Source organism: Methylobacterium sp. Leaf466 (assembly GCF_001425565.1).
Lineage (GTDB): Bacteria > Pseudomonadota > Alphaproteobacteria > Rhizobiales > Beijerinckiaceae > Methylobacterium.
The window spans coordinates 1-25,253 of record NZ_LMRC01000018.1; the positions used below are offsets into that span (position 1 = coordinate 1).

26 protein-coding genes and 1 tRNA gene are annotated in these 25,253 nt (G+C 69.4%); 12 read left to right on the plus strand and 15 right to left on the minus strand.

Annotated features, from left to right (window positions below; translation table 11 throughout):
* Positions 1-48 precede the first annotated feature (48 nt).
* From ASG59_RS09020 to ASG59_RS09025, 3 genes are all read right to left on the minus strand, one after another.
* On the minus strand, positions 49-348 hold the full coding sequence (locus tag ASG59_RS09020) for a hypothetical protein (RefSeq protein ID WP_056408425.1): 300 nt from the start codon (positions 346-348) through the stop codon (positions 49-51).
* Positions 348-563, minus strand: coding sequence for a helix-turn-helix domain-containing protein (locus ASG59_RS19840; RefSeq protein WP_082528700.1), 216 nt, complete (start codon positions 561-563; stop codon positions 348-350). The genes ASG59_RS09020 and ASG59_RS19840 overlap by 1 nt, the downstream gene beginning before the upstream one ends.
* Before the next feature lie 673 nt (positions 564-1,236).
* Positions 1,237-1,312 (minus strand) — tRNA-Glu (locus ASG59_RS09025).
* Positions 1,313-1,505: 193 nt separating this feature from the next.
* Between ASG59_RS09025 and rlmB the strand changes: the two genes are divergently transcribed.
* On the plus strand, positions 1,506-2,342 hold the full coding sequence (gene rlmB, locus ASG59_RS09030) for a 23S rRNA (guanosine(2251)-2'-O)-methyltransferase RlmB (protein WP_082494641.1): 837 nt from the start codon (positions 1,506-1,508) through the stop codon (positions 2,340-2,342).
* Between the two features lie 136 nt (positions 2,343-2,478).
* Here rlmB and ASG59_RS09035 read toward each other — a convergent pair whose 3' ends face one another.
* Positions 2,479-4,005, minus strand: a complete 1,527-nt coding sequence (locus ASG59_RS09035; protein ID WP_056408427.1) for a CHAD domain-containing protein — start codon at positions 4,003-4,005, stop codon at positions 2,479-2,481.
* Positions 4,006-4,242: 237 nt separating this feature from the next.
* Here ASG59_RS09035 and ASG59_RS09040 point away from each other — a divergent pair, with 237 nt between their 5' ends.
* Together ASG59_RS09040 and ASG59_RS09045 are read left to right on the plus strand one after the other, a co-directional pair.
* A complete protein-coding gene (locus ASG59_RS09040; protein ID WP_055888607.1) occupies positions 4,243-5,001 on the plus strand; it encodes a TlyA family RNA methyltransferase in 759 nt (252 codons plus the stop codon).
* Between the two features lie 56 nt (positions 5,002-5,057).
* Positions 5,058-6,320 (plus strand): methyltransferase, encoded by a 1,263-nt coding sequence (locus ASG59_RS09045; protein WP_056408429.1) that lies wholly within the window; start codon positions 5,058-5,060, stop codon positions 6,318-6,320.
* A 92-nt stretch (positions 6,321-6,412) separates the two neighbouring features.
* On the opposite strand, the gene ASG59_RS20470 is transcribed toward ASG59_RS09045, so the two are convergent.
* Entirely contained in the window at positions 6,413-6,580 is a 168-nt protein-coding gene (locus ASG59_RS20470; RefSeq protein ID WP_156387795.1) for a hypothetical protein, read from the minus strand.
* Between the two features lie 707 nt (positions 6,581-7,287).
* Between ASG59_RS20470 and oxlT the strand changes: the two genes are divergently transcribed.
* The gene (oxlT, locus tag ASG59_RS09050) at positions 7,288-8,586 is read left to right on the plus strand and encodes an oxalate/formate MFS antiporter (protein ID WP_055888603.1); all 1,299 of its coding nucleotides are present in this window, start codon (positions 7,288-7,290) and stop codon (positions 8,584-8,586) included.
* A gap of 278 nt (positions 8,587-8,864) precedes the next feature.
* On the plus strand, positions 8,865-9,062 hold the full coding sequence (locus ASG59_RS09055; RefSeq protein WP_055888602.1) for a hypothetical protein: 198 nt from the start codon (positions 8,865-8,867) through the stop codon (positions 9,060-9,062).
* A 64-nt stretch (positions 9,063-9,126) separates the two neighbouring features.
* Here ASG59_RS09055 and ASG59_RS09060 read toward each other — a convergent pair whose 3' ends face one another.
* The 5 genes from ASG59_RS09060 to ASG59_RS09080 all read right to left on the minus strand — a co-directional run bounded on the left by ASG59_RS09060 (position 9,127) and on the right by ASG59_RS09080 (position 12,234).
* Entirely contained in the window at positions 9,127-9,378 is a 252-nt protein-coding gene (locus ASG59_RS09060) for a hypothetical protein (protein WP_055888599.1), read from the minus strand.
* An 83-nt stretch (positions 9,379-9,461) separates the two neighbouring features.
* The gene (gene rpsI / locus ASG59_RS09065) at positions 9,462-9,941 is read right to left on the minus strand and encodes a 30S ribosomal protein S9 (protein ID WP_055888597.1); all 480 of its coding nucleotides are present in this window, start codon (positions 9,939-9,941) and stop codon (positions 9,462-9,464) included.
* A 2-nt stretch (positions 9,942-9,943) separates the two neighbouring features.
* Positions 9,944-10,405, minus strand: coding sequence for a 50S ribosomal protein L13 (rplM, locus tag ASG59_RS09070; protein WP_055888960.1), 462 nt, complete (start codon positions 10,403-10,405; stop codon positions 9,944-9,946).
* A gap of 201 nt (positions 10,406-10,606) precedes the next feature.
* Complete coding sequence (gene rsgA, locus ASG59_RS09075) at positions 10,607-11,614, minus strand: ribosome small subunit-dependent GTPase A (RefSeq protein WP_056408433.1); 1,008 nt, start codon at positions 11,612-11,614, stop codon at positions 10,607-10,609.
* Positions 11,615-11,793: 179 nt separating this feature from the next.
* Entirely contained in the window at positions 11,794-12,234 is a 441-nt protein-coding gene (locus ASG59_RS09080) for a PaaI family thioesterase (protein WP_082528701.1), read from the minus strand.
* Between the two features lie 64 nt (positions 12,235-12,298).
* Between ASG59_RS09080 and ASG59_RS09085 the strand changes: the two genes are divergently transcribed.
* The 3 genes from ASG59_RS09085 (at position 12,299) to ASG59_RS09095 (ending at position 14,832) form a co-directional block, all read left to right on the plus strand.
* Positions 12,299-12,844, plus strand: a complete 546-nt coding sequence (locus tag ASG59_RS09085) for a CoA-binding protein (protein WP_055888591.1) — start codon at positions 12,299-12,301, stop codon at positions 12,842-12,844.
* 201 nt (positions 12,845-13,045) lie between these two features.
* Positions 13,046-14,218 (plus strand): zinc-dependent alcohol dehydrogenase, encoded by a 1,173-nt coding sequence (locus ASG59_RS09090; protein WP_055888590.1) that lies wholly within the window; start codon positions 13,046-13,048, stop codon positions 14,216-14,218.
* A gap of 74 nt (positions 14,219-14,292) precedes the next feature.
* The gene (locus ASG59_RS09095) at positions 14,293-14,832 is read left to right on the plus strand and encodes a hypothetical protein (RefSeq protein WP_056408438.1); all 540 of its coding nucleotides are present in this window, start codon (positions 14,293-14,295) and stop codon (positions 14,830-14,832) included.
* Here ASG59_RS09095 and ASG59_RS09100 read toward each other — a convergent pair.
* Together ASG59_RS09100 and ASG59_RS09105 are read right to left on the minus strand one after the other, a co-directional pair.
* Positions 14,813-16,108, minus strand: a complete 1,296-nt coding sequence (locus ASG59_RS09100; protein ID WP_056408459.1) for an MFS transporter — start codon at positions 16,106-16,108, stop codon at positions 14,813-14,815. The genes ASG59_RS09095 and ASG59_RS09100 overlap by 20 nt on opposite strands.
* Before the next feature lie 109 nt (positions 16,109-16,217).
* Positions 16,218-16,562: a DUF3140 domain-containing protein gene (locus ASG59_RS09105; RefSeq protein WP_055888586.1), complete on the minus strand. Its 345-nt coding sequence runs from the start codon at positions 16,560-16,562 to the stop codon at positions 16,218-16,220.
* 127 nt (positions 16,563-16,689) lie between these two features.
* On the opposite strand from ASG59_RS09105, the gene ASG59_RS09110 reads away from it, so the two are divergent.
* From ASG59_RS09110 to ASG59_RS09120, 3 genes are all read left to right on the plus strand, one after another.
* Entirely contained in the window at positions 16,690-17,970 is a 1,281-nt protein-coding gene (locus ASG59_RS09110; protein ID WP_055888584.1) for an O-acetylhomoserine aminocarboxypropyltransferase, read from the plus strand.
* 291 nt (positions 17,971-18,261) lie between these two features.
* A complete protein-coding gene (locus ASG59_RS09115; RefSeq protein WP_056408442.1) occupies positions 18,262-18,648 on the plus strand; it encodes a response regulator in 387 nt (128 codons plus the stop codon).
* Positions 18,649-18,672: 24 nt separating this feature from the next.
* Entirely contained in the window at positions 18,673-19,968 is a 1,296-nt protein-coding gene (locus tag ASG59_RS09120) for an aminotransferase class I/II-fold pyridoxal phosphate-dependent enzyme (protein ID WP_056285834.1), read from the plus strand.
* 21 nt (positions 19,969-19,989) lie between these two features.
* On the opposite strand, the gene ASG59_RS09125 is transcribed toward ASG59_RS09120, so the two are convergent.
* The 3 genes from ASG59_RS09125 to ASG59_RS09135 all read right to left on the minus strand — a co-directional run bounded on the left by ASG59_RS09125 (position 19,990) and on the right by ASG59_RS09135 (position 23,715).
* Positions 19,990-22,326 carry a bifunctional diguanylate cyclase/phosphodiesterase gene (locus tag ASG59_RS09125; protein ID WP_056408446.1) on the minus strand — a complete coding sequence of 779 codons (2,337 nt, stop codon included), beginning with the start codon at positions 22,324-22,326 and terminating at the stop codon, positions 19,990-19,992.
* 65 nt (positions 22,327-22,391) lie between these two features.
* Positions 22,392-23,147: an RNA methyltransferase gene (locus tag ASG59_RS09130; protein ID WP_056285828.1), complete on the minus strand. Its 756-nt coding sequence runs from the start codon at positions 23,145-23,147 to the stop codon at positions 22,392-22,394.
* Positions 23,148-23,166: 19 nt separating this feature from the next.
* A complete protein-coding gene (locus ASG59_RS09135; protein ID WP_055888954.1) occupies positions 23,167-23,715 on the minus strand; it encodes a formaldehyde-activating enzyme in 549 nt (182 codons plus the stop codon).
* A gap of 207 nt (positions 23,716-23,922) precedes the next feature.
* On the opposite strand from ASG59_RS09135, the gene ASG59_RS09140 reads away from it, so the two are divergent.
* Entirely contained in the window at positions 23,923-25,134 is a 1,212-nt protein-coding gene (locus tag ASG59_RS09140; RefSeq protein WP_055888574.1) for an NADP-dependent isocitrate dehydrogenase, read from the plus strand.
* The last annotated feature ends 119 nt before the right edge of the window (positions 25,135-25,253 follow it).

Genomic DNA, 25,253 nt, shown 5'->3' on the forward strand with positions numbered 1-25,253 from the left:
CCCTTCCGGCCGTACCGGAGAGCAGTCTGCGAGAACGAGGTTAGGGGGTCAGAATTGGACGCCGATCCCCCACCTCACGGGGTCAAAGTTGCACGCCGAAACACAGATGACGATCGCATCGCCCTCGACCACCATGTCCGCAATCGCGCCGTTCACTAGGACGCCGTTGAAAGGCATCGCCCTAGGATTCGCCAGGATGGCGTCGCAGCAGTAAGCGACGCTGTGCAGAGCCCTGCTAAAGCGCAGCATCTCACGCGCGTCGAGCTGCATCGCGAGCGAGTCGGCAACGAACCGGCCGGAGGTCGCGAAGAACTCGTGGGGGAGGACGCGTCTGATGGAAACTGACATCAGGCCACCTTTGCCGCTCGAGCGAGAAAGGCATCAGCGTCGAGGCGACGGATAACGGTCCGGCCGCCAATGCGTGCCCGGGCAAGAGCGCCGCTCTTGAGCAGCCGCCAGACTGAGGCTCGAGAAATCCGAAAGTAGGTTGCGACTTCATCGACGGTGAAGGCAGCAGTTTCGCACTTCGCGGTCGCGATCTGTGCCTGTTCCTTGTTCGACATCGTGGAAGCCTCTGAGACCGTTGGAGGCTTTAAGATGCGACGAGGCAGGCCGGAATTACCCCGGCAAAAAACTGCGACTTAATCTGCGGATCGGATGACGCTTTCACCTGTTTCGTCAGCGGCGATGAACCAAAGCTTCGCGGTAAGGCCGAACTCTCGCGCGGTGCGATACGCCTGGCAAACGGCAGCAGCGGTCAGGAGCTTTTTCCCTTTTCCGAGCACCTCGCCCTGGCCGTGTCCAGTGTGCGTCCGAGCTCGAAGTTCGGGGTTGGCTAGGTACTTCGGAGCTTGCGCGAAAGCCTCAGCCTCGGTTCGGCCAGCGTCAAGCAGGGCTTCAACCACGCTCATGATGAGGCGGGCTCGCGGAGTATCTGCAGGCCTATGAGGAGGGATCACAGCCTCGCGGGTCAGCCCGAGCATAGCGAGGATCATTCTGCCGGCTGGTGCGTCGCGAGCGACGCTCCGTTGGATCCAAGCAGGCTTCTCACCGAACCGCACTGCAGCTGCGTCAAGAAAGTCCTTCGCATCGCGACCGGGCTGGACGCGCCTGCCGTCTGGCCAGAAGGCTTTGAGGGGACTGTCCGGAGCGGATTTCATAGCTGCCACTCGACAACGATATCAGCAACGAAAGCCGCCGCACCAATCCAAATCGAAGCTAAGTGCTTAATGTATATGGCGCGCCCTACGGGAATCGAACCCGTGTTTTCGCCGTGAAAGGGCGACGTCCTGGACCGCTAGACGAAGGGCGCTTTGGTCGGGCGAGGGTTCTATAGGGGGGTTCGTCGCGCTGTGCAACGCTCCTCGTCGGTTGTTGTGCGGCGACGGGGGCGCGGACCGGGACGTTGCCGAACGACGAGGCGCATTGGCGCCGCTCGCGGGCCGGGGTGGCTTGACGAACGAGGTGCGGGCCGGTTTGTCGCGGGTTTGGATCGGACCGCCCTCATGACCAGCCACAGCGACGACCCGCCGACACACAAGCCCCGGCCGACCGGCGGGGATCGCAAGGAGCGTGGTCGCCGGTTCGGCTCCGGCGCGGTGCGGGATCGCTTCCGACCGACCGGGCCGAGCGGCGACCGGGTCGTCCTCTACGGCTGGCACCCGGTGTTCCAGGCGCTCGCCAACGACGGGCGGCGGCTGCATCGGCTGCTCGCCACCGAGAACGGGGCGGCCCGCCTGACGGCCGAACTCGGGACCCTGCGGATCGAGCCGGAACTCGTCCGGCCCAGCGCCATCAACGCCCTGCTCGGGCCCGATGCCGTGCACCAAGGGCTCTACCTCGAAGCCGATCCGCTACCCGGGCCTGACCTCGACGACCTGCCCGACGATGCCCTCCTGCTCGCCCTCGACCAGATCACCGATCCCCACAACGTCGGCGCCATCGTCCGCACCGCCGCCGCCTTCGGCGTCGCCGCCATCGTCACCACCGCCCGGCATTCGCCCAACGCCACCGGCGTACTGGCCAAATCGGCCTCTGGCGGCCTCGAGCACGTGCCGCTGGTGGTGGTGCGCAACCTCGCCGAGGCGCTGATCGACCTGGGGAAGCGCGGGTTCACCCGCATCGGCCTCGATTCCGATGCGCAGACGACGCTCGACGCCGTCGGCCCGCGCCGCCCTGCGGTGATCGTGCTCGGAGCCGAGGGCAAGGGCCTGCGCCAGCGCACCCGGGATTGCTGCGACGTGCTCGCCCGCATTCCCTTCTCGGGGGAGATCCGCAGCCTGAACGTCTCCAACGCCGCGGCGATCACCCTCTATGCCCTGAGCGTCCGCCCCGCGGAGTGATACCGTTTCCGCTTGATTCAAGCGGAAACGGTATCACCGAGCCCGCGCGGCGCCTGAGCGAAGCCCATTTCCGCATCACGAAGTGATCACCCGGAAATGGTACGATCCGGTTCCTGCCTGGTCCCGAGCGGGCTCGTCAGCGCCAGAACGGCGTCACGTCGATGAGCGCCTCGTGCGCCTCGGCGGCCGCCTCGAGCAGGGCGCCGGCGCCGGCGTCCCCGTCGGCGGCGGTCAGCCCGGCCGCGAACAGGGCCTCGCCGTCCGCCTGCGTCACGAGGAGGCCCGAGACGATGCCGTGGGCGGTGGCGAGGTCGTTGAGGGCGCCGAGGTGGTCCTGCAGGTCCGAGAGCGCGGCGACGAAGGCCTTGTGGCGCTTGGCCGTCTTCTTGCCCGCGTAGAGCGACCCGAAGAACTCGGCGCCGTAGCGCAGCTTCTTCGCCTCGATCCGCACCCGGTGGCGCGCGTCGGCGTCGAGCCTGTCGAGGTGGCGCCCGCCTTTCTTGATCCGGCGGCGCGCCCGCTCCAGGATCGCGGCGGCGACGTCGCGCGCCGGCGGGGCGCTGGCCCCCTGTGCCCGCCACGGGCCGGTTTCGATCCAGGCAGCCAGATCGAGGACGAGGCCGCGCCACTCGGCCGCCTCGAGGATGGAGAGCACCACGTCGTAGGCGCGCAGCCTCTCGCCCTCCAGGGTCTCGCGCAGGGCGGTCAGGCTGGCCTCGTCCGGCCTGCGGGCGATCTCGGCGGGCAGCGTCTCGCTCAGGAAGACGTCGATGTTGCGCGCCTGACCGAACGGCTCGGAGACCCGCTTGATCTCGGCGCGCAGGTGCTGCGCCGTGGCGTCGCCGGCCAGCATCGCCTTGAACAGGGTGAAGGCCGAGCGCAGGCGGCGCAGGGCGACCCGCATCTGGTGCAGGGCCTCCGGATCGCGGCCGTGCAGGAAGACGTCTTCGTTGCGGCGCAGGTGGCGCAGGCACGCCTGGGCGATCGCCAGGAAGGCGTCGCCGGCCGTGGCCGTCTCCTCCAGGCGGACCGCCCTGGCCTTGCTCGGCCGGCGCAGCGTCCCGTCGAGGAGAGCGAAGGCCCGTTCGCTCTTGCTCAGGGCGCCGAGCCGCAGCGGCACCGTCTCGGCGAGCGCCTGGGCGAGGCCGAACAGGTCGGCGGCCCGGCCCTCCACGAGTTCGAGCTCGACCTCGCACAGCGGCACGTCGCCGTCCGGCGTCTCGACCCGGCCCTGGTCCAGGGTCACCGAGATCCGCGACTCGCCGTAGCGGACGGGACGGGTCGTGCGCTCCACCACCGTGGCGAACACCGCGTGGAGACCTGCGCCTTTCGCATCTGCCAGGATCGCGGCTGCGGGCGTCGCCGCGAGGGCGGCGAGGTCGGGCTCGGGGCCCTCGACGGGCCATTCCCACTCGGGCCTATCGAACAGGCCGGCGCCGGCGGCGGCGGCCTTCACGGTCTGGACGTGTCCGGTCGGCGTCCTGCGCACGCGCAGAGTGAGGCCGGCGGCGGCGAGGTCCCGGTCGGCCGTGTCGAAATACGTCGCGCTCAGGACCGCCGTGTCCTGCGCCTCGCCGGTCCGCAGCAGTGGGTGTTCGGCCAGGGCGGCCATGTCGTGCAGGCCGGCTTCCAGCTTCAGCTCGATCTCGCGTGGGCCACTCATGGCGTCGAATCGCTCCTTGATGCCGCGTCTCCGGCGGTGTCCGCCGGGGCTGCGGCGCTCCGCCGTCGCCCGGTCGGATTTGTCGCGGACAGCCTACCATGGCTTGTCACCGCATGTGAGACGCCTGCGGTGGGACGCTCCCCCCGCCTCCGCGGCCTTTGACAAGCCGGCCGAATGCCGTAGCTCCTCGCGGACCCCGCCGGGACGAGGCCGGGCGGAGGTCGTTGGGACATCGTGATGACGCAGGACCGGCCGAGGGCCGATCGCCTTCTGGTGGAGCGGGGGCATTTCGAGAGCCGGGCGCGGGCGCAGGCCGCCATCGCCGCCGGCCTCGTGCGGGCCGACGACCGCCCGGTGCTGCGCGCCGCCGACCGTCTCGACCCGCACGCCAGGATCGAGGCGGAGCAGCCCCACCCCTTCGTCTCGCGCGGGGGGCTCAAGCTGACCGCGGCCCTCGATGCCTTCGGGATCGACCCCGCCGGTCGCCACTGCCTCGACGTCGGCGCCTCCACCGGCGGTTTCACGGACGCCCTGCTCGCCAGGGGAGCGGCGCACGTTCATGCGGTCGACGTCGGGCGCGACCAGCTCCACGCTTCCCTGCGCGCCGATTCGCGGGTGACCAGCCTGGAGGGTACCGACGCCCGCACCCTCGACGCCGCGTCGTTCGCGCGGGCGCCGGATTTGGTGGCCGTCGACGTGAGCTTCATCTCCCTGCGCCTGGTCCTGCCGGCCCTGGTGCCCCTGCTGGCGCCGCGCGCGGTCCTGGCCGCGCTGATCAAGCCGCAGTTCGAGGCCGGTCGCGATCGGGTCGGGCGCGGCGGCATCGTGCGCGACGGAGCCGTCCACGACGAGGTCTGCGCCGGGATCGAGGCTCTGCTGGTCGAACTCGGCTTCGACGTCCTGGGCCGCGTGCCCTCGCCGGTGACGGGGGGAGACGGCAACCGCGAATTTCTGGTGGGCGCCCGCCTCGCCCCTCGAGCGGGGCGGCCGGCATGAGACACCCTGTGTCGACTCCGCATGTTTCAGGCGAGAACCCGCTGCCGGAAACCGGCGTGACCGACATCGTGACCATCGACCGGCTCGGGGCCCGCGGCGACGGGATCGCCGCCGACGGGCTCCCGGTCGCCTATGCCCTTCCCGGCGAGCGGGTCACCGTCACCCGCGCGGGCGGACGCGGCCATCTCGTCTCGGTGGAGACCCCCTCCCCCGACCGGGTCGCACCCTTCTGCCCTTATTACGGCACCTGCGGCGGCTGCGTCGTGCAGCACCTGGCGACCGAGCCCGCCGCCGCCTGGAAGCGCGGTCTCGTCGAAAGGGCCCTGGATCAGGCCGGGCTCGCGGTCGCGGCCGAGCCGGTCCGCATCGCCCACGGAGAAGGCCGCCGCCGCCTTACCCTCCACGTCCGGGCGATCGACAGCGCCGCCCGGGCCGGCCTGATGGCGGCGCGCAGCCACGACCTCGTGTCCATCGACCATTGCCCGATCACCGTCCCGGCCCTGCACCGGGCACCCGCCGTGGCCCTGGCGCTCAGCGCTCCCCTCGGCCACGGCCGCAAGCCCCTCGACGTCGCGGTGACGGCCACCGGCGGTGGGCTCGATGTCGACCTGCGCGGGCATGGGCCGGTGAGCGAGGGCGTGCGCGCCGCCCTGGTGCGTCTGGCCGCCGACCTCGACCTCGCGCGCCTGTCGCTGCACGGCGAGGTGGTGGTGGAGCGCCGGGCGCCGTTCCTGCACGGGGAGGCAGACGCCTGGGTGCCGCCACCGGGCGGCTTTCTGCAGGCGACCGAGGCCGGCGAGACCCTGCTCGGCGACCTCGTCCTCGCCGCCCTCGACAAGAAGACCAAACGGGTGGCCGACCTGTTCTCCGGCTCCGGGCCCTTCAGCCTCGTCCTGGCGCGGCGCTGCGAGGTCCATGCGGTGGAGGGGGAGGCCGCGGCCCTCGCGAGCCTCGAGCGGGCCTATCGGGCCACGCCGGGCCTACGCCGAATCACCACCGAGCGGCGCGATCTGTTCCGCCGGCCGCTGCTGCCGATCGAGCTCGACGCCTACGACGCCGTGGTGTTCGATCCGCCCAGGGCCGGGGCGCAGGCGCAGGCCGCCCGGCTGGCCGAATCGGCCGTCCCCCTGGTGATCGGCGTCGCCTGCGATGCCGGTACCTTCGCGCGGGACGCCGCCACCCTGGTCGCGGGCGGCTACCGGCTGGAGCGGGTCACGCCCGTGGACCAGTTCGCGTCCTCCGCTCACGTCGAGCTCCTCGGCGTGTTCCGGCGGGCGCCCAAGCGGCGTGGATCTCCCCTGCGCAGCCTGCGCGGTTGATCCCGACCCTCGGTCAGGGACGGCGATTCGCCATGAAAAAAGCCCGCCGCGGCCTGGGCCGGGGCGGGCTCGATCGTTCCGGTGCCGCGAGATCAGGCGGCGGCGCGGGCCTTGACGGTGGCGTTGTCGTTGAGGGCGACGAACATGCCGGCCGAGGCGGTGTCGGTGGTGGAGGCGACCGCGTCGTCGCGATCCAGGAGGATCGTCATGGCGGGACCGATGGCGGCGGCGGCGAGGCCGAGGATGAAGAGAGCGATCATTGGGGTGGCTCCTGAAGAACGTCGATGACCGTCATATCGCACCGCACCACGGCATTTGGTATGCCACATCCCAGAATGCTGGCATGCAATTCATGCATGGATGAGCCTGTCGAGGCCTGTCGGCAGGGTCCTACCGCGGGCGACGTTCCGGCTTTGGCCCGAATTACTGATTTATAGTGCCAGTTTTGTTGCTGGCCGGCCAATGCCCTGGCCGAGGCGTGAGAGGCCGCCCGGTGTCGATCCGAGTGCGCCGCATCATGGGTCTGACCGTCGATTCACGGGAATCCCGCGCCTGTCGGCTGTGCATGCAGCCCATCTCGTCTCGACAGCGCCGAAACATTCGATATGCAAGCGTAATGAACCGTTTAAGACGATCCTGAGGATCGGGTCCGATAGCGGGTTCGTCCCGGTCGGGACGGCGGCGAGGGAGGTGCCTTCGCCGCTTTCCGGCGGGAGATTGGTGGGGTGGTGGGGATGCGACTGCGGCTCGATACGAATGGCGGGAATGCAATAATCCGGCCATTTTTCGAAAAGCCGCAGAATTATTTTGCTTGCTCCGCCATCTGATATACCAAATACTACATACCAGTTCGTCGAAGGATCCCGGTCCGAGGTCCTCGGCGGCGGAGGAACGCATCGCATCGGCGCTTATGCCACGCTCCACGCTTCATCCGGGCGTCGGTGCATGAACCACAGGGGGAAATGCCATGGCCTTGTCTAGCGCTGCGCCCGTCGCGGCAAAAACGTCGAGCAATCGATGGCTACAGCTCATTCTCGGCGTCGCCTGCATGGTGGCCGCGGCCAACATCCAGTACGCCTGGACGCTGTTCGTACCCGAGATCCAGAAGACCTTCGGCTGGGATCGCGCCGCGATCCAGGTCGCGTTCACGATCTTCGTCATCGTGCAGACCTGGCTGACGCCAATCGAGGGCTACTTCATCGACAAGTACGGCCCGAGCCGGGTTGTGATGTTCGGCGGCCTCATGACGGGCCTCGCCTGGGTCATCAACTCCTACGCCACCACGCTTTCGGGCTTCTATTTCGGCTCGGTGGTCGGCGGCATCGGCGTCGGCTGCGTCTACGCCACCTGCATCAACAACGCCCTGAAGTGGTTCCCGGACAAGCGCGGTCTGGCCGTCGGCCTCACCGCGGGCGGCTACGGCGCCGGTTCGGCCCTCACCATCATCCCGATCGCCAACATGATCTCGCAGGGCAGCTACGCCCAGGCGTTCTTCGTCTTCGGCCTGATCCAGGGCGCGATCATCATCCTGGCCTCGATCGGCCTTCGCGGCCCGGGCAAGGGCGAGGTCGTCTACTCGAGCAAGGTGCTCCAGTCCCGTCGCGACTACACCCTCGGCGAGGCCCTGCGCACGCCGGTGTTCTACGTCATGCTCCTGATGTTCACCTGCACCGTCACCGGCGGCCTGATGGCCGTGGCCCAGCTCGGCGTCATCGCGCAGGACCTCGGCGTGAAGGAGTTCAAGGTCGACCTGTACTTCTTCGCCATGGCCGCCCTGCCCTTCGCGCTGATGCTCGACCGTATCCTGAACGGCATCTCCCGCCCCCTGTTCGGCTTCATCTCCGACCGGATCGGCCGCGAGAAGACGATGTTCATCGCCTTCACGATGGAAGGCATCGGCATCGTCGCCCTGGGCTACTTCGGCAGCAACCCGTGGGCGTTCATCATCCTCTCGGGCATCGTGTTCCTGGCCTGGGGTGAAGTGTACTCCCTGTTCAGCGCAACGGCGGCCGACACGTTCGGTTCGGCCCACATCGGCAAGATCTACGGCGTCCTCTACTGCGCCAAGGGTGTCGCCGCCCTGTTCGTGCCGCTGGGCAACATCCTGATGCAGGCCACCGGTACCTGGGCCACGGTGCTCTACACCGTCGCCGCGATGGATCTCCTGGCCGCCTTCCTGGCCATTGCGGTCCTGAGGCCGATGCTCAAGCGCCATCACGCCGCCAACGGCTCCGTGATGCCCGCCGCGAACCTCGCCCACGCCTGAAGACCGTCTCACGCCGAACACCCGGCCCGCCCCCGCCTCGCGCGGGAGGCGGGCCGATCCGTTTTCTGCTTCCCGATGTGCCTGACGCTGCGTCGTCCGCCGGCTCGATCGTGGCGCTGTCGGATGGCCCCGCGCTCGCGATGGGCGGGGCGCTGGACGATCCTTCGCCCGTGGCGCGACTCCTGCACCGTGTGCCGGAACCTCCGGTACGGCCGCCGATTGTCACCGGCTGGCAGACCCGGCAGGACGCACACCCTTCGCCGGATGCCACCACCCCGATGATGATCGCCGCCGCCCTTGCGTTGCAGAGCCTTCCCTTCGCCGCCCTCGTCCTGGCCTCCGACCCGGGCAACCGCGACGTCTTCGTGGTGGCCTACACCGCGGCCCTGGGGCTGGTTCTCTCGCTGATCGTCCTGTGGGACGGCGCCGCCACGACCCCGATTTTGCCCATGCTCGAGATCCCGCCTCCCCGTTAGGGAGCGGGACCGGGGCTTTGCGCGGCTTGGCCGACGGGGCCGGTGCGATCGCCCGTGAGGCGGCCTACCCCTGAAGGTCTCCCCAGGACGGCTTCCACAGCCCCTGGGGGTCGATCACCACCATCTCCATCGCCCCCTCGTTGGCGATGTGCACCGCGATCCCGAAGGCCTCGGCGATGGGCAGGAGGCCGGTGGTGCTGAACTGGCGGCCGTTGGCGAGCTTCACCTCGGCGGCGACGGCACCGTCCTTCCTCGCGAGGCAGAGCGTGACGGCCGCAGCCGCGGGGGCGTGAACGCGCCGGAAGGTGTTCGCCATGTCGGATGAGTCCTCGGCCCTCGCCACAAACGAAAAGGGCGGCCTGAGGGCCGCCCTTTCCCGATTCGATGTAAGGTGGTCGCTCAGCGCTTCGAGAACTGGAAGCTGCGGCGGGCCTTCTTGCGGCCGTACTTCTTGCGCTCGACCACGCGGCTGTCGCGGGTCAGGAAGCCCTCGCGCTTGAGCGGGCCGCGCAGTTCGGGCTCGAAGTAGGTCAGGGCCTTGGAAAGTCCGTGGCGCACCGCGCCGGCCTGGCCGGAGAGGCCGCCGCCATGGACGCTGACCATGATGTCGTACTGGTCGACGCGGTTGGCGATCTGGAGCGGCTGGCGCAGGATCATGCGCAGCACGGGCCGGGCGAAATAGACCTCGATGGTGCGGCCGTTGACCACGACCTGGCCGGTGCCGGGCTTGATCCAGACGCGGGCGACCGCGTCCTTGCGCTTGCCGGTGGCATAGGCGCGGCCCTGGGCATCGAGCTTCTGGACGTGGACGGGCGCCGCGTTCTCGGGCGACTCGACGTTCGACCGGTTGAGGTCGGCGAGGGACTGGAGGGTCGCCATGATCAAGCGCTCACGTTCTTGCGGTTGAGGGCGCCGACGTCGAGCGCCTGCGGCTGCTGGGCGGTATGGGGATGCTCGGTGCCCTTGTAGACACGCAGGTTGCCCATGATCTGGCGGAACAGCGGGCCGCGCGGCAGCATGCGCTCGACGGCCTTCTCGACCACCCGCTCGGGGAAGCGGCCGTCCAGGATGTACTTGGCCGTGCGCTCCTTGATGCCGCCCGGGTAACCGGTGTGGTGGTAGTACACCTTCTGCTCGCGCTTGCGGCCGGTGAACTGCACCTTCTCGGCGTTGATGACGATGACGTTGTCGCCGCAGTCGACGTGAGGAGTGTAGGCGGGCTTGTGCTTCCCGCGCAGGCGCATCGCGACGATGGTGGCGAGCCGGCCGACGACCAGGCCCTCCGCATCGACGATGATCCACTTCTTGTCGACGTCGGCGGGTTTCAGCGAAGTGGTCTTCATCGCGCTGCTCATCCCGTGGCGTTCCGTGTGATCCGTTAGAAAACGATGCGCCGCCGCGTGCGAGACGCGGCGGCGTTGGAGCGTTCTCTAGGCAGGTTCGCCGGCCGCGTCAAGCCTTTCCGGCGCACGTAACAGGCGAAAACCGCAAGCGATAGAGAGACTTCCGCCTTGCGGTATCATGATACCGCGTGAGCCTTGCGCTCAGCGCCGCTTGTTGCCGCGCGGGCCGGTCACCACCGGCGTGTTGTGGCGGTTCTCGGTCAGGAGCTTGCGCCACCGGTTCAGCCGTTCCGGATCGAGGGTGCCCGCGGCCACCGCGGCCTGCACGGCGCAGCCCGGTTCGTGGGCATGGGTACAGTCGCGGAACCGGCAGGCGGGCGCGAGTTCGGTGATCTCGGAGAACAGGGTCTCGATCCCGCCCGCCGCGTCGCCGACGTGGAGGGTGCGCATGCCCGGCGTGTCGATGACGAAGCCGCCCCCGGCCATGGCGTGCAGCGAGCGCGCCGTGGTGGTGTGGCGGCCCTTGGCGTCGTGCTCGCGGATGCCGCCGGTCTGCTGCGGCAGGGCCTGGCCCGGCCCGGCCAGGGTGTTGACCAGGGTCGACTTGCCGACCCCGGAGGAACCGACTACCGCCACGGTGCGGCCGGGGCCGCACCATTGCGCCAGCGCCTCGGCCGCCGCCGGCTCGCGCGGGTTGAGGACCACCACCGCGAGCCCGCTCTGCAGGGCCGCGGCCTCGGTTTGGTAGCGCGCGACCGCGTCGGTGGTGTCGGCCTTGGTCAGGACGATCACCGGGTCGATGTCGCCCTCGTTGGCCATGGCGAGGTAGCGTTCGAGGCGGGCCGGGTTGAAGTCGGCGTTGCAGGAGGTGACGACGAACAGCGTGTCGACGTTGGCGGCGGCGAGTTGCGCCACCCGGCTGCCCTCGGTGCGCCGCTCCAGTACGGACTTGCGGTCGAGGCGCCGGCGCAGGGTTGTGGTCGCGGGATCGACGAGCACGAAGTCCCCCACGGCGAAGTCGCCGGTGGTCGCGTGCACCGCCAGGACCGGCGCGACCGGGCCGGCCTCGCCCAGCGCGGTGAGGCGCGCGCGGTGGACGCTGGCGATCCGCACCGGCACGAGGCCGGCTTCCTCCGGCAGGACCTGGTCCGCGAAGAAGGCGGACCAGCCGAGGTCGAACAGGGAGGGGGCGTCGGGATGATCTGTCACGGTGGATGCCCCATCGCACGCCGGGCCCGGGAGGGACAGGGGCGGCGCCCCGCGCGAGGCGCGAGAGCAGCCGAACCTAAGCAGGTTTCGCAAAAGTGGTCACCGGTTTTGCGTCGAAAACCTGCGACATACCAAGGACCTAAGCATGGTGAAGCGTTGGCCTGCCAACGCGAACCTGCTTAGCGGATCGGCGTCACGCTGCCGGCCTTGTCCGGCGGGATCGAATAGGTGCCGGTGGCGTGGCAGACGAGGTCTTCGGACGACGCCTCGGTGATCAGCACCTCCCCCACCGCCAGCCGGCGCCCGAGCTTGAACAGGCGCGCATCCGCCACCAGTCCCTTGGTGCCGGGCTTGCGCAGGAAGTTGAAGCTGAGGTTGGTGGTCACGGCCAGACCGATCGGGCCGATGTTGGCGAGGATGGCGGCATAGAGCGCCAGATCGGCCAGCGTCATCATTGCCGGGCCCGAAACGGTGCCGCCCGGGCGCAGGAAGCGGTCGTGGTGGTCCATCCGCATTGTGGCGCTCAAGGGGCCCACCGCCTCGAGGTGGTAGGAGCGCCCGCCGTGGTGCATCTGCGGGAATTCCCGCTCCAGGAAGGCGACCGTCTCGACAAGGCTCATGAGGGGCGGGCTCGACATCCTCGTCTTGCAGCACAGGCCGCGATGCCCGACAAGTCGATGCATCATGACCGACACCCCCCGTCCCCACCTCCATATCGCCTACCCCGACGCGCAGATCCGCGCCCTGCTCACGGGCACGCGCACCATCGCGCTGGTGGGCGCCTCGGCCAACCCCGCCCGCCCGAGCTGGATCGTGCTGAAGTACCTCCTCAGCCGCGGCTACGACGTCACCCCGGTCAACCCCGGCCTCAGCGGGCAGATGCTGCTCGGCAAGCCGGTGGTGGCGCGTTTGGCCGACCTGCCGCACCCGGTCGACATGGTGGAGATCTTCCGCAGTTCCGACGCCGCCGGCGGCCTCGTCGACGAGGCCCTGGCGTTGCCGGTACTCCCTAAGGTGATCTGGATGCAGCTCGGCGTGCGCGACGACGCGGCCGCCGCCCGCGCCGAGGCAAAGGGCGTCACCGTGGTGATGAACCGCTGCCCCAAGATCGAGTACGGCCGCCTGTCGGGCGAGATCGGATGGTCGGGCGTGAACTCGCGGATCATCAGCGCGAAGAAGCCGGTGCTGGGGGGCAAGGGGGTGCAGCGGCTGACGATCGAGCGGAGGTGACAGGATCGTCGCCAGCACATAGGCGGCCGGTCGTTCTTGGAAAGTCCGCTCTTAGGACGTCCGTTCTTGGCAAGTCATTACACGCAGCGCTTGCGCGAGTATTAACTTAAGTAAATCGAAGAACGATCTCGAAACTTGTTGCCTCCTCGCGAGGTTTTCTCCTCACACGCCCAATCGCGGCGCACCGGGGAGAGAACCACCATGAGAGCCCTCGTCTGGCACGGCGCGCAGGACATCCGTTGCGATACGGTCCCCGATCCCGAGATCGAGCAGGACCGCGACGTCATCATCAAGGTCTCCGCCTGCGCCATCTGCGGCTCGGACCTGCACCTCTACGATCACGTCATGCCCGGCATGGAGAAGGGCGACATCATGGGCCACGAGTCCATGGGCGAGGTCGTGGAGGTCGGCAAGGGCATCAACGGGGCCCTCAAGAAGGGCGACCGCATCGTGGTGCCGTTCACGATCATCTGCGGCGAGTGCGATCAGTGCAGGCGCGGCTTCTTCTCGGTCTGCGAGCGCTCGAACCGCAACAAGCAGGTCGCCGCCAAGGCGTTCGGCCACACCACGGCGGGGCTGTTCGGCTACACGCATCTCACCGGCGGCTACGCCGGCGGCCAGGCCGAGTACCTGCGGGTGCCCTATGCGGACGCCACCCACATCAAGGTGCCCGACAGCCTCACCGACGAGCAGGTGCTGTTCCTGTCCGACATCTTCCCCACCGGCTGGCAGGCGGCGGTGCAATGCGACATCCAGCCCACCGATACGGTGGCGATCTGGGGGGCGGGCCCGGTCGGCCAGATGGCGATCCGCTCGGCGATCCTGCTCGGCGCCAAGCACGTCGTCTGCATCGACAACGTGCCCGAGCGCCTCGAGATGGCGCGGGCGGGCGGCGCCTCCACCATCAACTTCTCCGACGAGAGCGTGATTGAGCGCCTCAACCAGATGACCGCCGGCAAGGGGCCGGAGAAGTGCATCGATTCGGTGGGAATGGAGGCGCACGCCACCGCCACCATCGACTCCATGGTGGACCGCGCCAAGCAGGCGGTGATGCTGGAGAGCGACCGCCCCCACGTCCTGCGCGAGATGGCCTACGTCTGCCGCGGGGCCGGCGTCCTCTCGATCCCCGGCGTCTACGGCGGCCTCGTCGACAAGTTTCCGATGGGCATGATCATGAACAAGGGCCTGACCATCCGCACCGGCCAGACCCACGTGAACCGCTGGACCGACGACCTCGTGCGCCGGATCGAGGCCGGTGAGATCGACCCCTCCTTCGTCATCACTCACCGGGTCGGGCTCGAGGACGGGCCGGAGATGTACAAGACGTTCCGCGACAAGAAGGACGGCTGCATCAAGGTGGTGATCAAGCCGTAGGGGCGCCTCGCCCGACCCCTCTCCCCGTGGGCGGGGAGAGGGGAGATGCCCCCCCCTCCCGGAGGAGAAACCCCATGCGCTACGAAGGTCCCCGTTCCCCCCGCCGCGGGCATCCCGACACCGCCACCGACGCCCTCGCGCGCGGGCTCGGCTGGTTCTCCATCGGCCTCGGGCTCGCCCAGATCCTGGCCGGCGGCGCCATCGCCCGGGCGCTGGGGATGCGCGGCCAGGAGGGGCTGGTGCGCGCCTACGGCGTGCGCGAGGTCGCCACCGGCGTCGGCATCGTCACCGCCGAGGACCCGACCCCGTGGATCTGGGGCCGCATCGCCGGGGACGCCCTCGACCTTGCCACCCTGGCCGCCGCCTACGAGGGCAACAGCCGGAAGGACAACCTCCTGATCGCCGCCGCGGCGGTGGCCGGCGTCACGGCGCTGGACGCGATCTGCGCCGACCGCCTGACCCGCTCGACGGCCGTGCCGATGCCCCACATCGGTAACTACCGGACACGCACCGGCTATCCGCGTGGCATCCGGGAATCGCGCGGTGCGGCCACCGACGTCGAGGGCAGCGAGGGCATGCTGACCCCGGCCCTCCTCAAGCCCTGGGCGGCGTGAGATCCGCGTCGATCTCGCCGCGCCCCGTCTCCTGCATCATCCACACCGCCACAAAGCTGATCGCGGCGGCGATGGCGAGATACAGCCCCACCCAGCCGATCCCGCCCCGGGCGACGAGCTGCTGGGCGAGGTAGGGGGCGGCCGAGGCCCCGAGGATGCCCGCGAGGTTGTAGCTCACCGAGGCGCCGGTGTAGCGCACCCGCGTCGGAAACAGCTCGGGCAGCAGCGCGCCCATCGGGCCGAACAGCCAGCCCATGGCGAGCAGCCCCAGGCAGAGGAAGCCGAGCACCAGGGGGCCCTCGCCGCTGCCGAGCATCGGGCCGAGCAGCACGCCGAGGCCGGCGGTGAAGGCCAGGCCCGTGAGCAGGACCGGGCGGCGGCCGTAGGCGTCGGCCGCCCAACCCGAAACCGGGATCGCCAGCGCCATGAAGACCACGGCGATGCATTCGAACAGGAGGAAGGTCGGCCGCGTGAAGCCCAGCGTCGTGGTGCCGTAGCTGAGCGCGAACACCGTCGAGAGGTAGAACACCGCGTAGCACGAGACCATCGCCAGGGTGCCCAGCACCGTGGCGCGTAGGTGGCGGGTGAAGATCAGCGCCAACGGCACCCGCTCGGGCGCGGCCCTGGCGAGGGCCGCCTGGAACACCGGCGTCTCGGTGAGCTTGAGCCGGACGTAGAGCCCGACACCGACCAGCAGGGCCGAGGCCAGGAACGGCACCCGCCAGCCCCACGACTGGAACGCCTCGGGGCTGAGCGTCAGCGCCAGCCCGAGGAAGCCGAGGTTGGCCGCGATGAAGCCGATCGGCGCGCCGAGCTGCGGGAAGATGCCGTAGAGCGCTCGCTTGCCCGGCGGGGCGTTCTCGACCGCCAGTAGGGCCGCGCCGCCCCATTCGCCGCCGAACCCCAGCCCCTGCCCGAACCGCAGGACGCACAGGAGGGCCGGCGCCCACCAGCCGATCGCCTCGTAGGAGGGCAGGCAGCCGATCAGCACGGTGGACACGCCCATGATCATCAGCGAGGCCACCAGCGTCGCCTTGCGCCCGACCCTGTCGCCGAAATGCCCGAAGAAGGCCGCGCCCAAGGGCCGCGCGACGAAGGCGATGGCGAAGGTGGCGAAGGCCGAGAGCGTCTGCACCGGCGGATCGCCGGAGGGAAAGAAGATCGGGCCGATCACCAGCGCCACCGCGGTGGCGTAGATGTAGAAGTCGTAGAACTCGATCGCGGTGCCGACGAAGCTGGCGACGAGGATGCGGGAGGTGGGCACGGGCGCGGTCATGGCGGCGGCCATAGCCGAGCGACGCCCATCGGCATAGTCGGCGCCCGGGCGCCCGGCTGCGGAGCCCGACACCACCCACGATCCCGCCCCGCAAGGGAACGGGAGGACGCTATCCCTTCAACGGGTCGTGTCCCCAGTTCATCAGGGACATCCGCCAGGGCGAGTCCTTCACCTTGGCCTCGTCCTCGGGGCCGCCCTGCTCGAGGTGCCGGTTCACGTAGCCGACGACCTTGCGCATGTGGGCGTAATCCTCGTCGTCGAGGTCGCCCTTCTTCTTGCGAAGGATGGCGACGATGCGCCGGCCTTCCGCATGCCCCTTCGATTCGGCGCCTTGCGACGCCTTCTGGCCGACGGAGCGGCTTTCATCCGTCTCCAGGAACGTTTCCAGCGCCGAGGCGGTCATGTTGACGGCCTGCCCGAACTCGGTCCACGTCGTCTCGTGATCGTCGGCCATGCGGGGTCTCCCTTGCCCATGCCGGTCAATCGGAGAGGTCGGCCGCGGTTCCGCCCGCCTTGACCGGGTCGGCGCGTCCGGCATAAAGAACTAGCGTTCGTTAACGCGAACGCGCGAGGAGGATTGCATGACCGACCGCCTGCCCGGCTTCAACACCCTGGCGATCCATGCCGGTGCCGCCCCCGACGCGACCACGGGCGCGCGGGCGACGCCGATCTACCAGACCACCTCGTTCGTGTTCGACGACGTCGACCACGCCGCCTCGCTGTTCGGGCTGCAGGCGTTCGGCAACATCTATTCGCGCATCACCAACCCGACCAACGCGGTGCTGGAAGAGCGCATCGCGGCGCTGGAGGGCGGCACCGCCGCCGTGGCGGTGGCCTCGGGCCATGCCGCCGAGTTCCTGGTGATGCACGCGCTGATGCAGCCGGGCGACGAGTTCATCGCCGCCAACAAGCTCTACGGCGGCTCGATCAACCAGTTCAACCATTCCTACAAGAACTTCGGCTGGACCGTGGTCTGGGCCGACACCGACGATCCGTCCTCGTTCGAGCGCGCCATCACGCCGCGCACCAAGGCGATCTTCTGCGAATCGATCGCCAACCCCGGCGGGGTGATCACGGACATCGCCGCGTTGTCGGCGATCGCCCGGCGGCACAACATCCCGCTCATCGTCGACAACACCATGGCGACGCCGTACCTGATCCGCCCCTTCGAGCACGGCGCCGACATCGTGGTGCATTCGGCCACCAAGTTCCTGGGGGGGCACGGCAATTCCATCGGCGGCCTCGTCGTCGACGGCGGCACCTTCCCCTGGGCCGGCGACGACCGCTATCCGATGCTCTCCCAGCCGCGGCCCGAATACTCGGGGATGGTGCTGGCCGAGACCTTCGGCAACTTCGGCTTCGCCATCGCGATCCGGGTGCTGGGCCTGCGCGACCTCGGGCCGGCGCTGTCGCCGTTCAACGCCTTCCTCATCCTGAACGGCATCGAGACCCTGCCCCTGCGCATGCAGCGCCATTGCGACAACGCGCTGGAGGTGGCGACCCACCTCCACGGCCATCCGGCCGTCGCCTGGGTCAGCTATCCGGGCCTCGAGACCGACAAGTACCATCAGCTCGCCCGGCGCTACACGCCGCTGGGGTCCGGCGCGGTGTTCACCATCGGGCTCAAGGGCGGCTACGACGCCGGCGTCAAGCTCGTGGCCAACCTGCAGCTGTTCTCGCATGTGGCCAACATCGGCGACACCCGCTCGCTCGTGATCCATCCGGCTTCCACCACCCACCGCCAGCTCAGCGATGCGCAGAAGACCGCCGCCGGCGCCGGGCCGGAGGTGGTGCGCCTGTCGGTAGGTATCGAGGACCCCGCCGACCTGATCGAGGATCTCGATGCCGCCCTGTCGGCTTAAGGTTCGGTTAACCCTGTCCCCGGCACGATCGCGGTCGTCACGGGGAGGCGGGCATGACGGTCACGACGATCGCGGGCGGGTTTCACGGCGGCGTCGCCTCGAGTGCCGTCCTCCTCGGTCTGGCGGGTCTCGCCGCCTTTTTCTGGCGCCGCTGCCATGCGCCGGAGGCCGAGCCGGTGCCCGTTCGGGCGGTCCGGCGGAACGGAACCGGCGGCTCGCCGCGTTCTTGACGGGCGTGGGCGCGGGGACTAGGCCCCGGCCAACGGTCACAGCGGGACCAGCCGAGACCTGATGACAGACGATTGCTCCGACCTTCCCGTCGTGCTCCTGGTGGAAGACGACGGCCTCCTCCTGATGGAGGCCGCCGACACCCTGTCGGATGCGGGATTCCGGGTGCTCGAAGCGTCGCATGCGGACAAGGCCCTGAAGCTGCTGCAGGACCACGACGACGTCGGCGTCCTGATGACCGACGTCGACATGCCCCAGGGCTCGATGGACGGGTTCGCGCTCGCCCGCCTGGTCGCGCGGCGCTGGCCGTCGATCCCCGTCCTGGTCGTGTCGGGCATGGGGACGCCCGGCCCTCACGACCTGCCCGATGGCGCCCGCTTCATCCCGAAGCCCTACGAGCCCGCCACCCTGGTGCGGACCCTACGGGCCTTCGTGCAGCGCGCCGCCTGACCCGTTCCTCGAAACGGAGGCCCCATGGCCACCGAGACCCGTACCCATCGCTTCGCCACGCAGTCGGTCCACGCCGGGGCCTCCCCCGATCCGTCCACCGGCGCGCGGGTGCAGCCGATCTACTTCACGAACGGCTTCGTGTTCGATTCCACGGAGCAGGCCGCCGACATCTTCGCGATGCGCAAGACCGGCTTCTCCTATTCGCGCGGTTCTAACCCCACCGTGGCCGCCCTCGAGCGTCGGGTGGCGGCCCTCGAGGGCGCCAAGGCCGCTGTGGCGGTCTCCTCCGGCCAGTCGGCCGTGCTGCTCGTGCTGATGACGCTGATGCAGAGCGGCGACGCCTACGTCGCCTCCCCGCGCCTGTTCGGCGGTTCCCTCGGCCTGATGCGCCGCCTCGACGGGCGCTACGACCTGAAGCCGCAGTTCGCCAAGGGGCTGACCCCGGCCGATTTCGAGGCGCAGATCACGCCGCAGACGAAGGCCATCGTCTGCGAGTCGATCGTCAACCCCTGCGCCACGGTGATGGACCTCGTCGGCATCAGTGAGGTCGCCCGGCGCCACAACCTGCCGCTGGTGGTCGACAACACCCTGGCCTCGCCGGCGCTGATCCGCCCCATAGAATACGGCGCCGACATCGTGGTCCATTCGACCTCGAAGTTTCTCGGCGGCTCCGGCCAGACCATCGGCGGCATCATCTGCGACGCCGGCCGGTTCGACTGGACGGCGACGGGCGGGCGCTACAACCTCATCACCGAACCCTGGTCTGACTACGACGGCCTCGTCATCACCGAGCGGTTCCCCGAGATCAGCTTCGCGGTGGCCTGCCGCCTGTTCGGCCTGCGCGACCTCGGCCCCGGCCTGTCGCCGATGAACGCGTTCCTGACGCTCACCGGCATCGAGACCCTGCCGTTGCGCATGGCACGGCATTGTTCGAACGCCCGCACCGTCGCCGCCCATCTCAAGGACCATCCGGCGGTGGAATGGGTGAGCTATCCCGCCCTCCCCGGCCAGCCGGGCGAGTCCATGGCCGCCTGCTACGTGCCGCAGGGCCCCGGATCGATCTTCACCTTCGCCCTCAAGGGCGGCGAGGCGGCGGCCAAGACCTTCATCACGTCCCTCGAGCTGATCTCGCACCTCGTGAACATCGGCGAGATCAAGTCCCTGGCGATCCATCCGGCCACCACCACGCACCGCCAGCTCGGCGATGCCGACAAGGCGGCGGCCATGGTCGGGCCGGAGACGGTGCGCCTCTCGATCGGTCTGGAGAACGTCGAGGACCTCATCGCCGACATCGACCAGGCGCTCGCCAAGCTGTCCTGAACGACTCCGGTCCGAAGGGGGTCATCCCGCCAGGCGCGGGCGCGACCCGTCGTCGTCGCCGAGGATGTCGGGGCGGTTCCTGAGGAACCACGGAACCCGGCTCGCCGACATCGGCTTGGCGTAGAGGTAGCCCTGCGCCGTGTCGCACCCGTTGGCGTCGAGGAACGCGGCCTGGGCCTCGGTCTCGACCCCTTCGGCGGTGACGCGCAGGCCGAGGCTGCGGCCGAGATGCAGGACGGCCACCACGATGGCCGCGTCGTTGGCGTCCCGTTCGAGGTCGCGCACGAAGCTGCGGTCGATCTTGATCTCGTCGACGGGGTATTGCTTGAGGTGCGTCAGCGAGGCGTAGCCGGTCCCGAAGTCGTCCAGCGCGACGCCGATGCCGGCCGAATGCAGGGTATCGAGGACGCTGGCGACGCGGTCGCCGTGGCCGCCCAGGAGCACCGTCTCCGTGACCTCGATGCCGATGCGGTCCCGGGCCAGCCCGGCGCGGTCGATCTCGCCGAGCAGGGTCCTGGCGAGGTTGTCCTGCGCGAACTGGGTCGCCGAGAGGTTCAGGAAGACGCGGCCGGGGTCGAGGCCCAGCGCCACCCATCCTGCCACGTCAGCGCAGATCCGCCGCATGAGGCACAGGCCGACCGCGTTGCCGATGTCGGGATCGTCGAACACGGTGGAGAAGTCGGCCGGAGCGAGAAGGCCGCGGCTGGGATGTTGCCAACGGGCCAGGGCCTCGAATCCGACGATCCCCCGGCCCTGCAGTCCGACCTTGGGCTGATAGAACGGGACGAGCTGCCCTTCGTCCAGGGCGGTGCGCATCTCGCCCGCGATCCTGACCCGCGTCTCGATCTGCACCCGCAGCGAGGGCGTGAACAGGACGGCCTGGTTCCGCCCGGCCGCCTTGGCGGCGTAGAGCGCCAGGTCGGCGTTGGTGAAGAGGTCGCCGCCGCCGCCGGCATGGGCGGGAAACACCGCCAGGCCGAGGCTGGCCCTGGGCGCTACGATCCGCCCGCCGATCGGCATGGCCGGGTTGAGGACGTCGAGGATGTCCTCGGCGAGCCGGTGCAGGTGCACCGTGGCCTGCCCGTCGCCGGGGATGGCTGCCAGCACGACGAACTCGTCGCCGCCGAGCCGGGCGACGAGGTCGCCGGGTCCGGCGACCCGGCCGAGCCGCCCCGCGACCTCCTTGAGCAGCGCATCGCCCGCCTCGTGGCCCAGGGTGTCGTTGACCTCCTTGAAACCGTCGAGGTCGAGCAGGATCAGGCCGACCTCGGCTCCCGTCGCATGTCCGCCCGCGATCGCCGCCTCCAGGCTGGTCTGGAACAGTGCCCGGTTCGGTAGACCGGTGAGGGCGTCGTGGTGGGCGGCGATCCGGATACGTTCCTCGGCCGCCTTGCGGCTGGTGATGTCCACGAGGCTCGAGATGGTGCAGGCCTGCCCGTCGATGTTCACGGCCGCCACCGAGAGGAGGATGTCGTGGCGCCGCCCGTCGCGTCCGGTGAGGCCGACTTCGAACCCCTGCTGTCCGGCGCTGCGGCTGATGCCGGAGGCGATGCGGCGGCGGTCGTCGCCGCTGAGGTGACGGCGGATCGTGTAGTCGCCGAAGGCGCGGGTGTCGGGCACGTCGAAGAAGGCCAGGGCGGCGTCGTTGGCGCTGACGATCCGGCCGCCGTCGGCCAGCGAGACCACGATCGGGATCGGGACGGCGCGAAACAGCGCCTCGAACAGGTGGCGGCTCTCGGCCAGTTCGGAATTCGCGTGGCGTTCGGCCTGGGTCGCCGCCCATTCGAGGCGGCGCAGCCGGTTCCAGCGGATGACGAACAGCACGAGGACGACCTCGCCCATCACCGTCGTGACGAGGAAACCCGTCGCCGCCGTCGCCTCCGGCTCGTGCCAGAGGTAGCCGGTCGCCAGTGCCGCCATGGCGACGCTGCCGCAGGCCAGCGTCCAGCGGAAACTCGTGGGCACGACGAGGAAGTAGATCGCCGGCAGGACGATGAGGACCAGCGGCGCGATCTCGGACCGCAGGGAGCACAGCACGCCGAGGCAGACGGCGGTGACGATCTCCCAGACGACGAGGCCGCGCTGGACGACGGAGAACCGCGTCGCCTGCCAGATGGCGACGAGGCACAGGACCGAGATCGCGACGATGCCCAGGCGCGCCGGCACCGCGATCCAGAAGTGGGGGTGGCCGAGGAAGCGCCAATCGATGATCAGGGCGAGCGCGTTGATCGCGGCCGAGATGCCGAGGATGAGTCGGGCGGTCCGCAGGGTCTCAGGGAGCCGGTCGGCCCGGAAGGCCGCTTCCCTGGTAGCGGATGCGAACTCGCCGCCGATCGCGCTGAAGTGAGTCGTCGCCATGCGCAGCAGGGTCGCACGCCAACCCTGCAGACGAGGTTAAGGCCGCGCGCGCGTCGCCGGCGATCTCAGCCCCCGGCGCCCTTCCGCAGGAGCGCGCGCAGGGCACCGCGGACGGTGCGCACGTCCTGCTCGGTCATCGCCATGCGGTGGAGCATGTCGCGCATGTTGCGCACCACGATCTCGCGCTTCTCGGGCGGATAGAATCCGGCCCCGTCCAGCGCGCCCTCCAGGCTCGCGAACAGCGACAGCAGCGCCTCCCGGGTCGCGGGAGGCGACAGCATCTCGCCTGCGAACGGAAGCCGCGCCAGGCCCGCGGCGCGGCGCCATTCGTAGCCGACGAGCAGCACGGCCTGGGCGAGGTTGAGGGAGGAGAAATCGGGGGCCACCGGGAAGGTGACGATGGCATCGGCCAGGGACACCTCCTCGTTGAGGAGCCCGACCCGCTCGCGGCCGAACAGGATGCCGACCCGCTGCCCGGCTCTCGCCGCGACCTCGGCCATCGCCGCATCGGGGCCGAGCACCCGCTTCATCTGGCCGCGCTCGCGCGCGGTGGTGGCGAGCACGCAATGGAGATCGGCGATGGCCTCGGGCAGCGTCGCGTAGACCCTCGCCCCGTCGAGGGCGGCGGTGGCCCCGGAGGCGGCCTCGCGCACGCCCTTCATCGGCCAGCCGTTCTTGGGGGCCACCAGGCGCAGCTCGGTCAGGCCGAAATTGGCCATGGCCCGGGCGACCATGCCGACGTTCTCGGCGAGCTGGGGGGCGACGAGGACGATCGCGGGGGGGCGCGGCGACGCCCCGCCCTCCTCTGCCGTGTCCGACATCCCCGGTGCGGGTCCGGCCTCAGATCTTCCCGTCCAGCCCCATCTGGTAATACTTGTGGACGATCTTGTCTTGGTTCTCGAGGAGCCAGTCGATGGACGGCTCGTTGGCCATCGCCTTGCGGATCGCCTCGGTCATGCCCTTGCGCTGGATCTCGAACAGCGCCTTGTGATCGACGGTCTCGGCCTCGATCACGCCGGGGCTCAGCCAGACCGAGCAGATGATGCCGAGATCGTTGGCCTTCTCCTTCGGGATGTAGCCGGCCCGCACCGCGTCGAGGACGCCGTTGGCGATGGCGAACTGCACGGTGCCCATCAGGATCGAGGTGTACTTCGAGGTCTCGACGCTGACCTTGGAGACGCACAGCGTCACCGGCCGCACCATGATGTCGGTGTTGAGGAGCGCGAAGACGCGGCTGTGGCCCACCACCTGGTCGCCCGTGAGCGTGGCCAGCGCCGTGCCCACCGGCCCGTCGAGCTCGCCGATGATCACCTCGGGTTCGGCCGCGGTGTTGGGCGGGCCGCCGGCCACCAGGGCCTCGCCGGCGCGCAGGATGATGCGCTCGCTCATGATGTCGTCCTCTCGACGGTCTTCGATGGGATCGCACATTCCCGGCGGGGCGGCCGATGTCCAGGGGGCGGCCCGGAATTTCTCGCTCCGTACGGCGCGGCGCATCTGTCACGGGCACGGGTTTCGCGTACCCGTGGCGCACGCTATGACCGCGCCACGCGGGAGCGCGGCCCACCCGGCCGCGTGAAGAGAAAGGCACTGAGGATCATGTCGAAGATCAAGGTCGCGAACCCGGTCGTCGAACTCGACGGCGACGAGATGACCCGCATCATCTGGAGCGAGATCAAGACCAAGCTGATCCACCCTTATCTCGACCTCGACCTCGATTATTACGACCTGGGCGTCGAGCATCGCGACGCCACCTCCGACAAGGTCACGGTGGATGCCGCCGAGGCGATCAAGCGCCATGGCGTGGGCGTCAAATGCGCCACCATCACCCCCGACGAGGCCCGGGTGAAGGAGTTCAAGCTCAAGGAGATGTGGAAGTCGCCCAACGGCACCATCCGCAACATCCTCGGCGGCGTCATCTTCCGCGAGCCGATCATCTGCAGGAACGTGCCCCGTCTCGTGCCGGGCTGGACCCAGCCGATCGTGGTCGGGCGCCACGCCTACGGCGACCAGTACAAGGCCACCGACTTCAAGGTGCCCGGCAAGGGCCGGCTCACCATCAAGTTCGAGGGCGACGACGGCACGGTGATCGAGAAGGAGGTGTTCAGGTTTCCCTCCCCCGGCATCGCCCAGGCGATGTACAACCTCGACGATTCGATCCGCGACTTCGCCCGCGCCTCGCTCAACTATGGCCTCAACCGCAAGTACCCGGTATATCTGTCCACCAAGAACACCATCCTCAAGGCATACGACGGGCGCTTCAAGGACCTGTTCGAGGAGGTCTACGAGGCCGAGTTCAAGTCGCGCTTCACGGCGCTCGGCATCACCTACGAGCACCGCCTCATCGACGACATGGTCGCCTCGGCGCTCAAGTGGTCGGGCGGCTACGTCTGGGCCTGCAAGAACTACGACGGCGACGTCCAGTCGGACACCGTGGCACAGGGGTTCGGATCGCTCGGCCTGATGACCTCGGTGCTGCTCACCCCGGACGGCCGGACCGTGGAGGCGGAAGCCGCCCACGGCACCGTGACGCGCCACTTCCGCGAGCACCAGAAGGGTAAGGAGACCTCGACCAACTCCATCGCCTCGATCTTCGCGTGGAGCCGTGGATTGGCGCACCGGGCCAAGCTCGACGACAACGCGGAACTGGCCAAGTTCGCCACCACCCTGGAGACGGTCTGCGTCGACACGGTGGAGAAGGGCTTCATGACGAAGGATCTCGCCCTCCTCGTCGGCCCCGACCAGAAGTGGCTCTCGACCACGGGCTTCCTCGACAAGGTCGACGAGCACCTGAAAGCCGCGATGGCGTAAGGGGCGTCAGGGACCCTGCGATCCGGCATGACCGCCCGCGCTCTCCTCCCCCTTGTGGGGGGAAGTGGGGGCGGCTGGGTGGCCCTGCCGCTGACCATGCGGCGCCACCCCCACCCCCG

Bases quoted from the DNA above. Each gene is read 5' to 3' on its own strand.
- ASG59_RS09100 (WP_056408459.1), bottom strand. From the start codon at position 16,108: ATGACCGCGCCCGTGCCCACCTCCCGCATCCTCGTCGCCAGCTTCGTC.
- ASG59_RS09130 (WP_056285828.1), bottom strand. From the start codon at position 23,147: ATGTCGGACACGGCAGAGGAGGGCGGGGCGTCGCCGCGCCCCCCCGCG.
- ASG59_RS09055 (WP_055888602.1), top strand. From the start codon at position 8,865: ATGATGATCGCCGCCGCCCTTGCGTTGCAGAGCCTTCCCTTCGCCGCC.
- rpsI (WP_055888597.1), bottom strand. From the start codon at position 9,941: ATGGCGACCCTCCAGTCCCTCGCCGACCTCAACCGGTCGAACGTCGAG.
- ASG59_RS09110 (WP_055888584.1), top strand. From the start codon at position 16,690: ATGACCGACCGCCTGCCCGGCTTCAACACCCTGGCGATCCATGCCGGT.
- ASG59_RS20470 (WP_156387795.1), bottom strand. From the start codon at position 6,580: ATGATCGCTCTCTTCATCCTCGGCCTCGCCGCCGCCGCCATCGGTCCC.
- ASG59_RS09060 (WP_055888599.1), bottom strand. From the start codon at position 9,378: ATGGCGAACACCTTCCGGCGCGTTCACGCCCCCGCGGCTGCGGCCGTC.
- ASG59_RS09040 (WP_055888607.1), top strand. From the start codon at position 4,243: ATGACGCAGGACCGGCCGAGGGCCGATCGCCTTCTGGTGGAGCGGGGG.
- ASG59_RS09090 (WP_055888590.1), top strand. From the start codon at position 13,046: ATGAGAGCCCTCGTCTGGCACGGCGCGCAGGACATCCGTTGCGATACG.
- ASG59_RS09105 (WP_055888586.1), bottom strand. From the start codon at position 16,562: ATGGCCGACGATCACGAGACGACGTGGACCGAGTTCGGGCAGGCCGTC.
- ASG59_RS09085 (WP_055888591.1), top strand. From the start codon at position 12,299: ATGACCGACACCCCCCGTCCCCACCTCCATATCGCCTACCCCGACGCG.
- ASG59_RS19840 (WP_082528700.1), bottom strand. From the start codon at position 563: ATGTCGAACAAGGAACAGGCACAGATCGCGACCGCGAAGTGCGAAACT.
- ASG59_RS09035 (WP_056408427.1), bottom strand. From the start codon at position 4,005: ATGAGTGGCCCACGCGAGATCGAGCTGAAGCTGGAAGCCGGCCTGCAC.
- ASG59_RS09115 (WP_056408442.1), top strand. From the start codon at position 18,262: ATGACAGACGATTGCTCCGACCTTCCCGTCGTGCTCCTGGTGGAAGAC.
- ASG59_RS09095 (WP_056408438.1), top strand. From the start codon at position 14,293: ATGCGCTACGAAGGTCCCCGTTCCCCCCGCCGCGGGCATCCCGACACC.
- ASG59_RS09080 (WP_082528701.1), bottom strand. From the start codon at position 12,234: ATGAGCCTTGTCGAGACGGTCGCCTTCCTGGAGCGGGAATTCCCGCAG.
- ASG59_RS09120 (WP_056285834.1), top strand. From the start codon at position 18,673: ATGGCCACCGAGACCCGTACCCATCGCTTCGCCACGCAGTCGGTCCAC.
- rplM (WP_055888960.1), bottom strand. From the start codon at position 10,405: ATGAAGACCACTTCGCTGAAACCCGCCGACGTCGACAAGAAGTGGATC.
- ASG59_RS09140 (WP_055888574.1), top strand. From the start codon at position 23,923: ATGTCGAAGATCAAGGTCGCGAACCCGGTCGTCGAACTCGACGGCGAC.
- oxlT (WP_055888603.1), top strand. From the start codon at position 7,288: ATGGCCTTGTCTAGCGCTGCGCCCGTCGCGGCAAAAACGTCGAGCAAT.
- ASG59_RS09020 (WP_056408425.1), bottom strand. From the start codon at position 348: ATGTCAGTTTCCATCAGACGCGTCCTCCCCCACGAGTTCTTCGCGACC.
- ASG59_RS09125 (WP_056408446.1), bottom strand. From the start codon at position 22,326: ATGGCGACGACTCACTTCAGCGCGATCGGCGGCGAGTTCGCATCCGCT.
- ASG59_RS09135 (WP_055888954.1), bottom strand. From the start codon at position 23,715: ATGAGCGAGCGCATCATCCTGCGCGCCGGCGAGGCCCTGGTGGCCGGC.
- rlmB (WP_082494641.1), top strand. From the start codon at position 1,506: ATGACCAGCCACAGCGACGACCCGCCGACACACAAGCCCCGGCCGACC.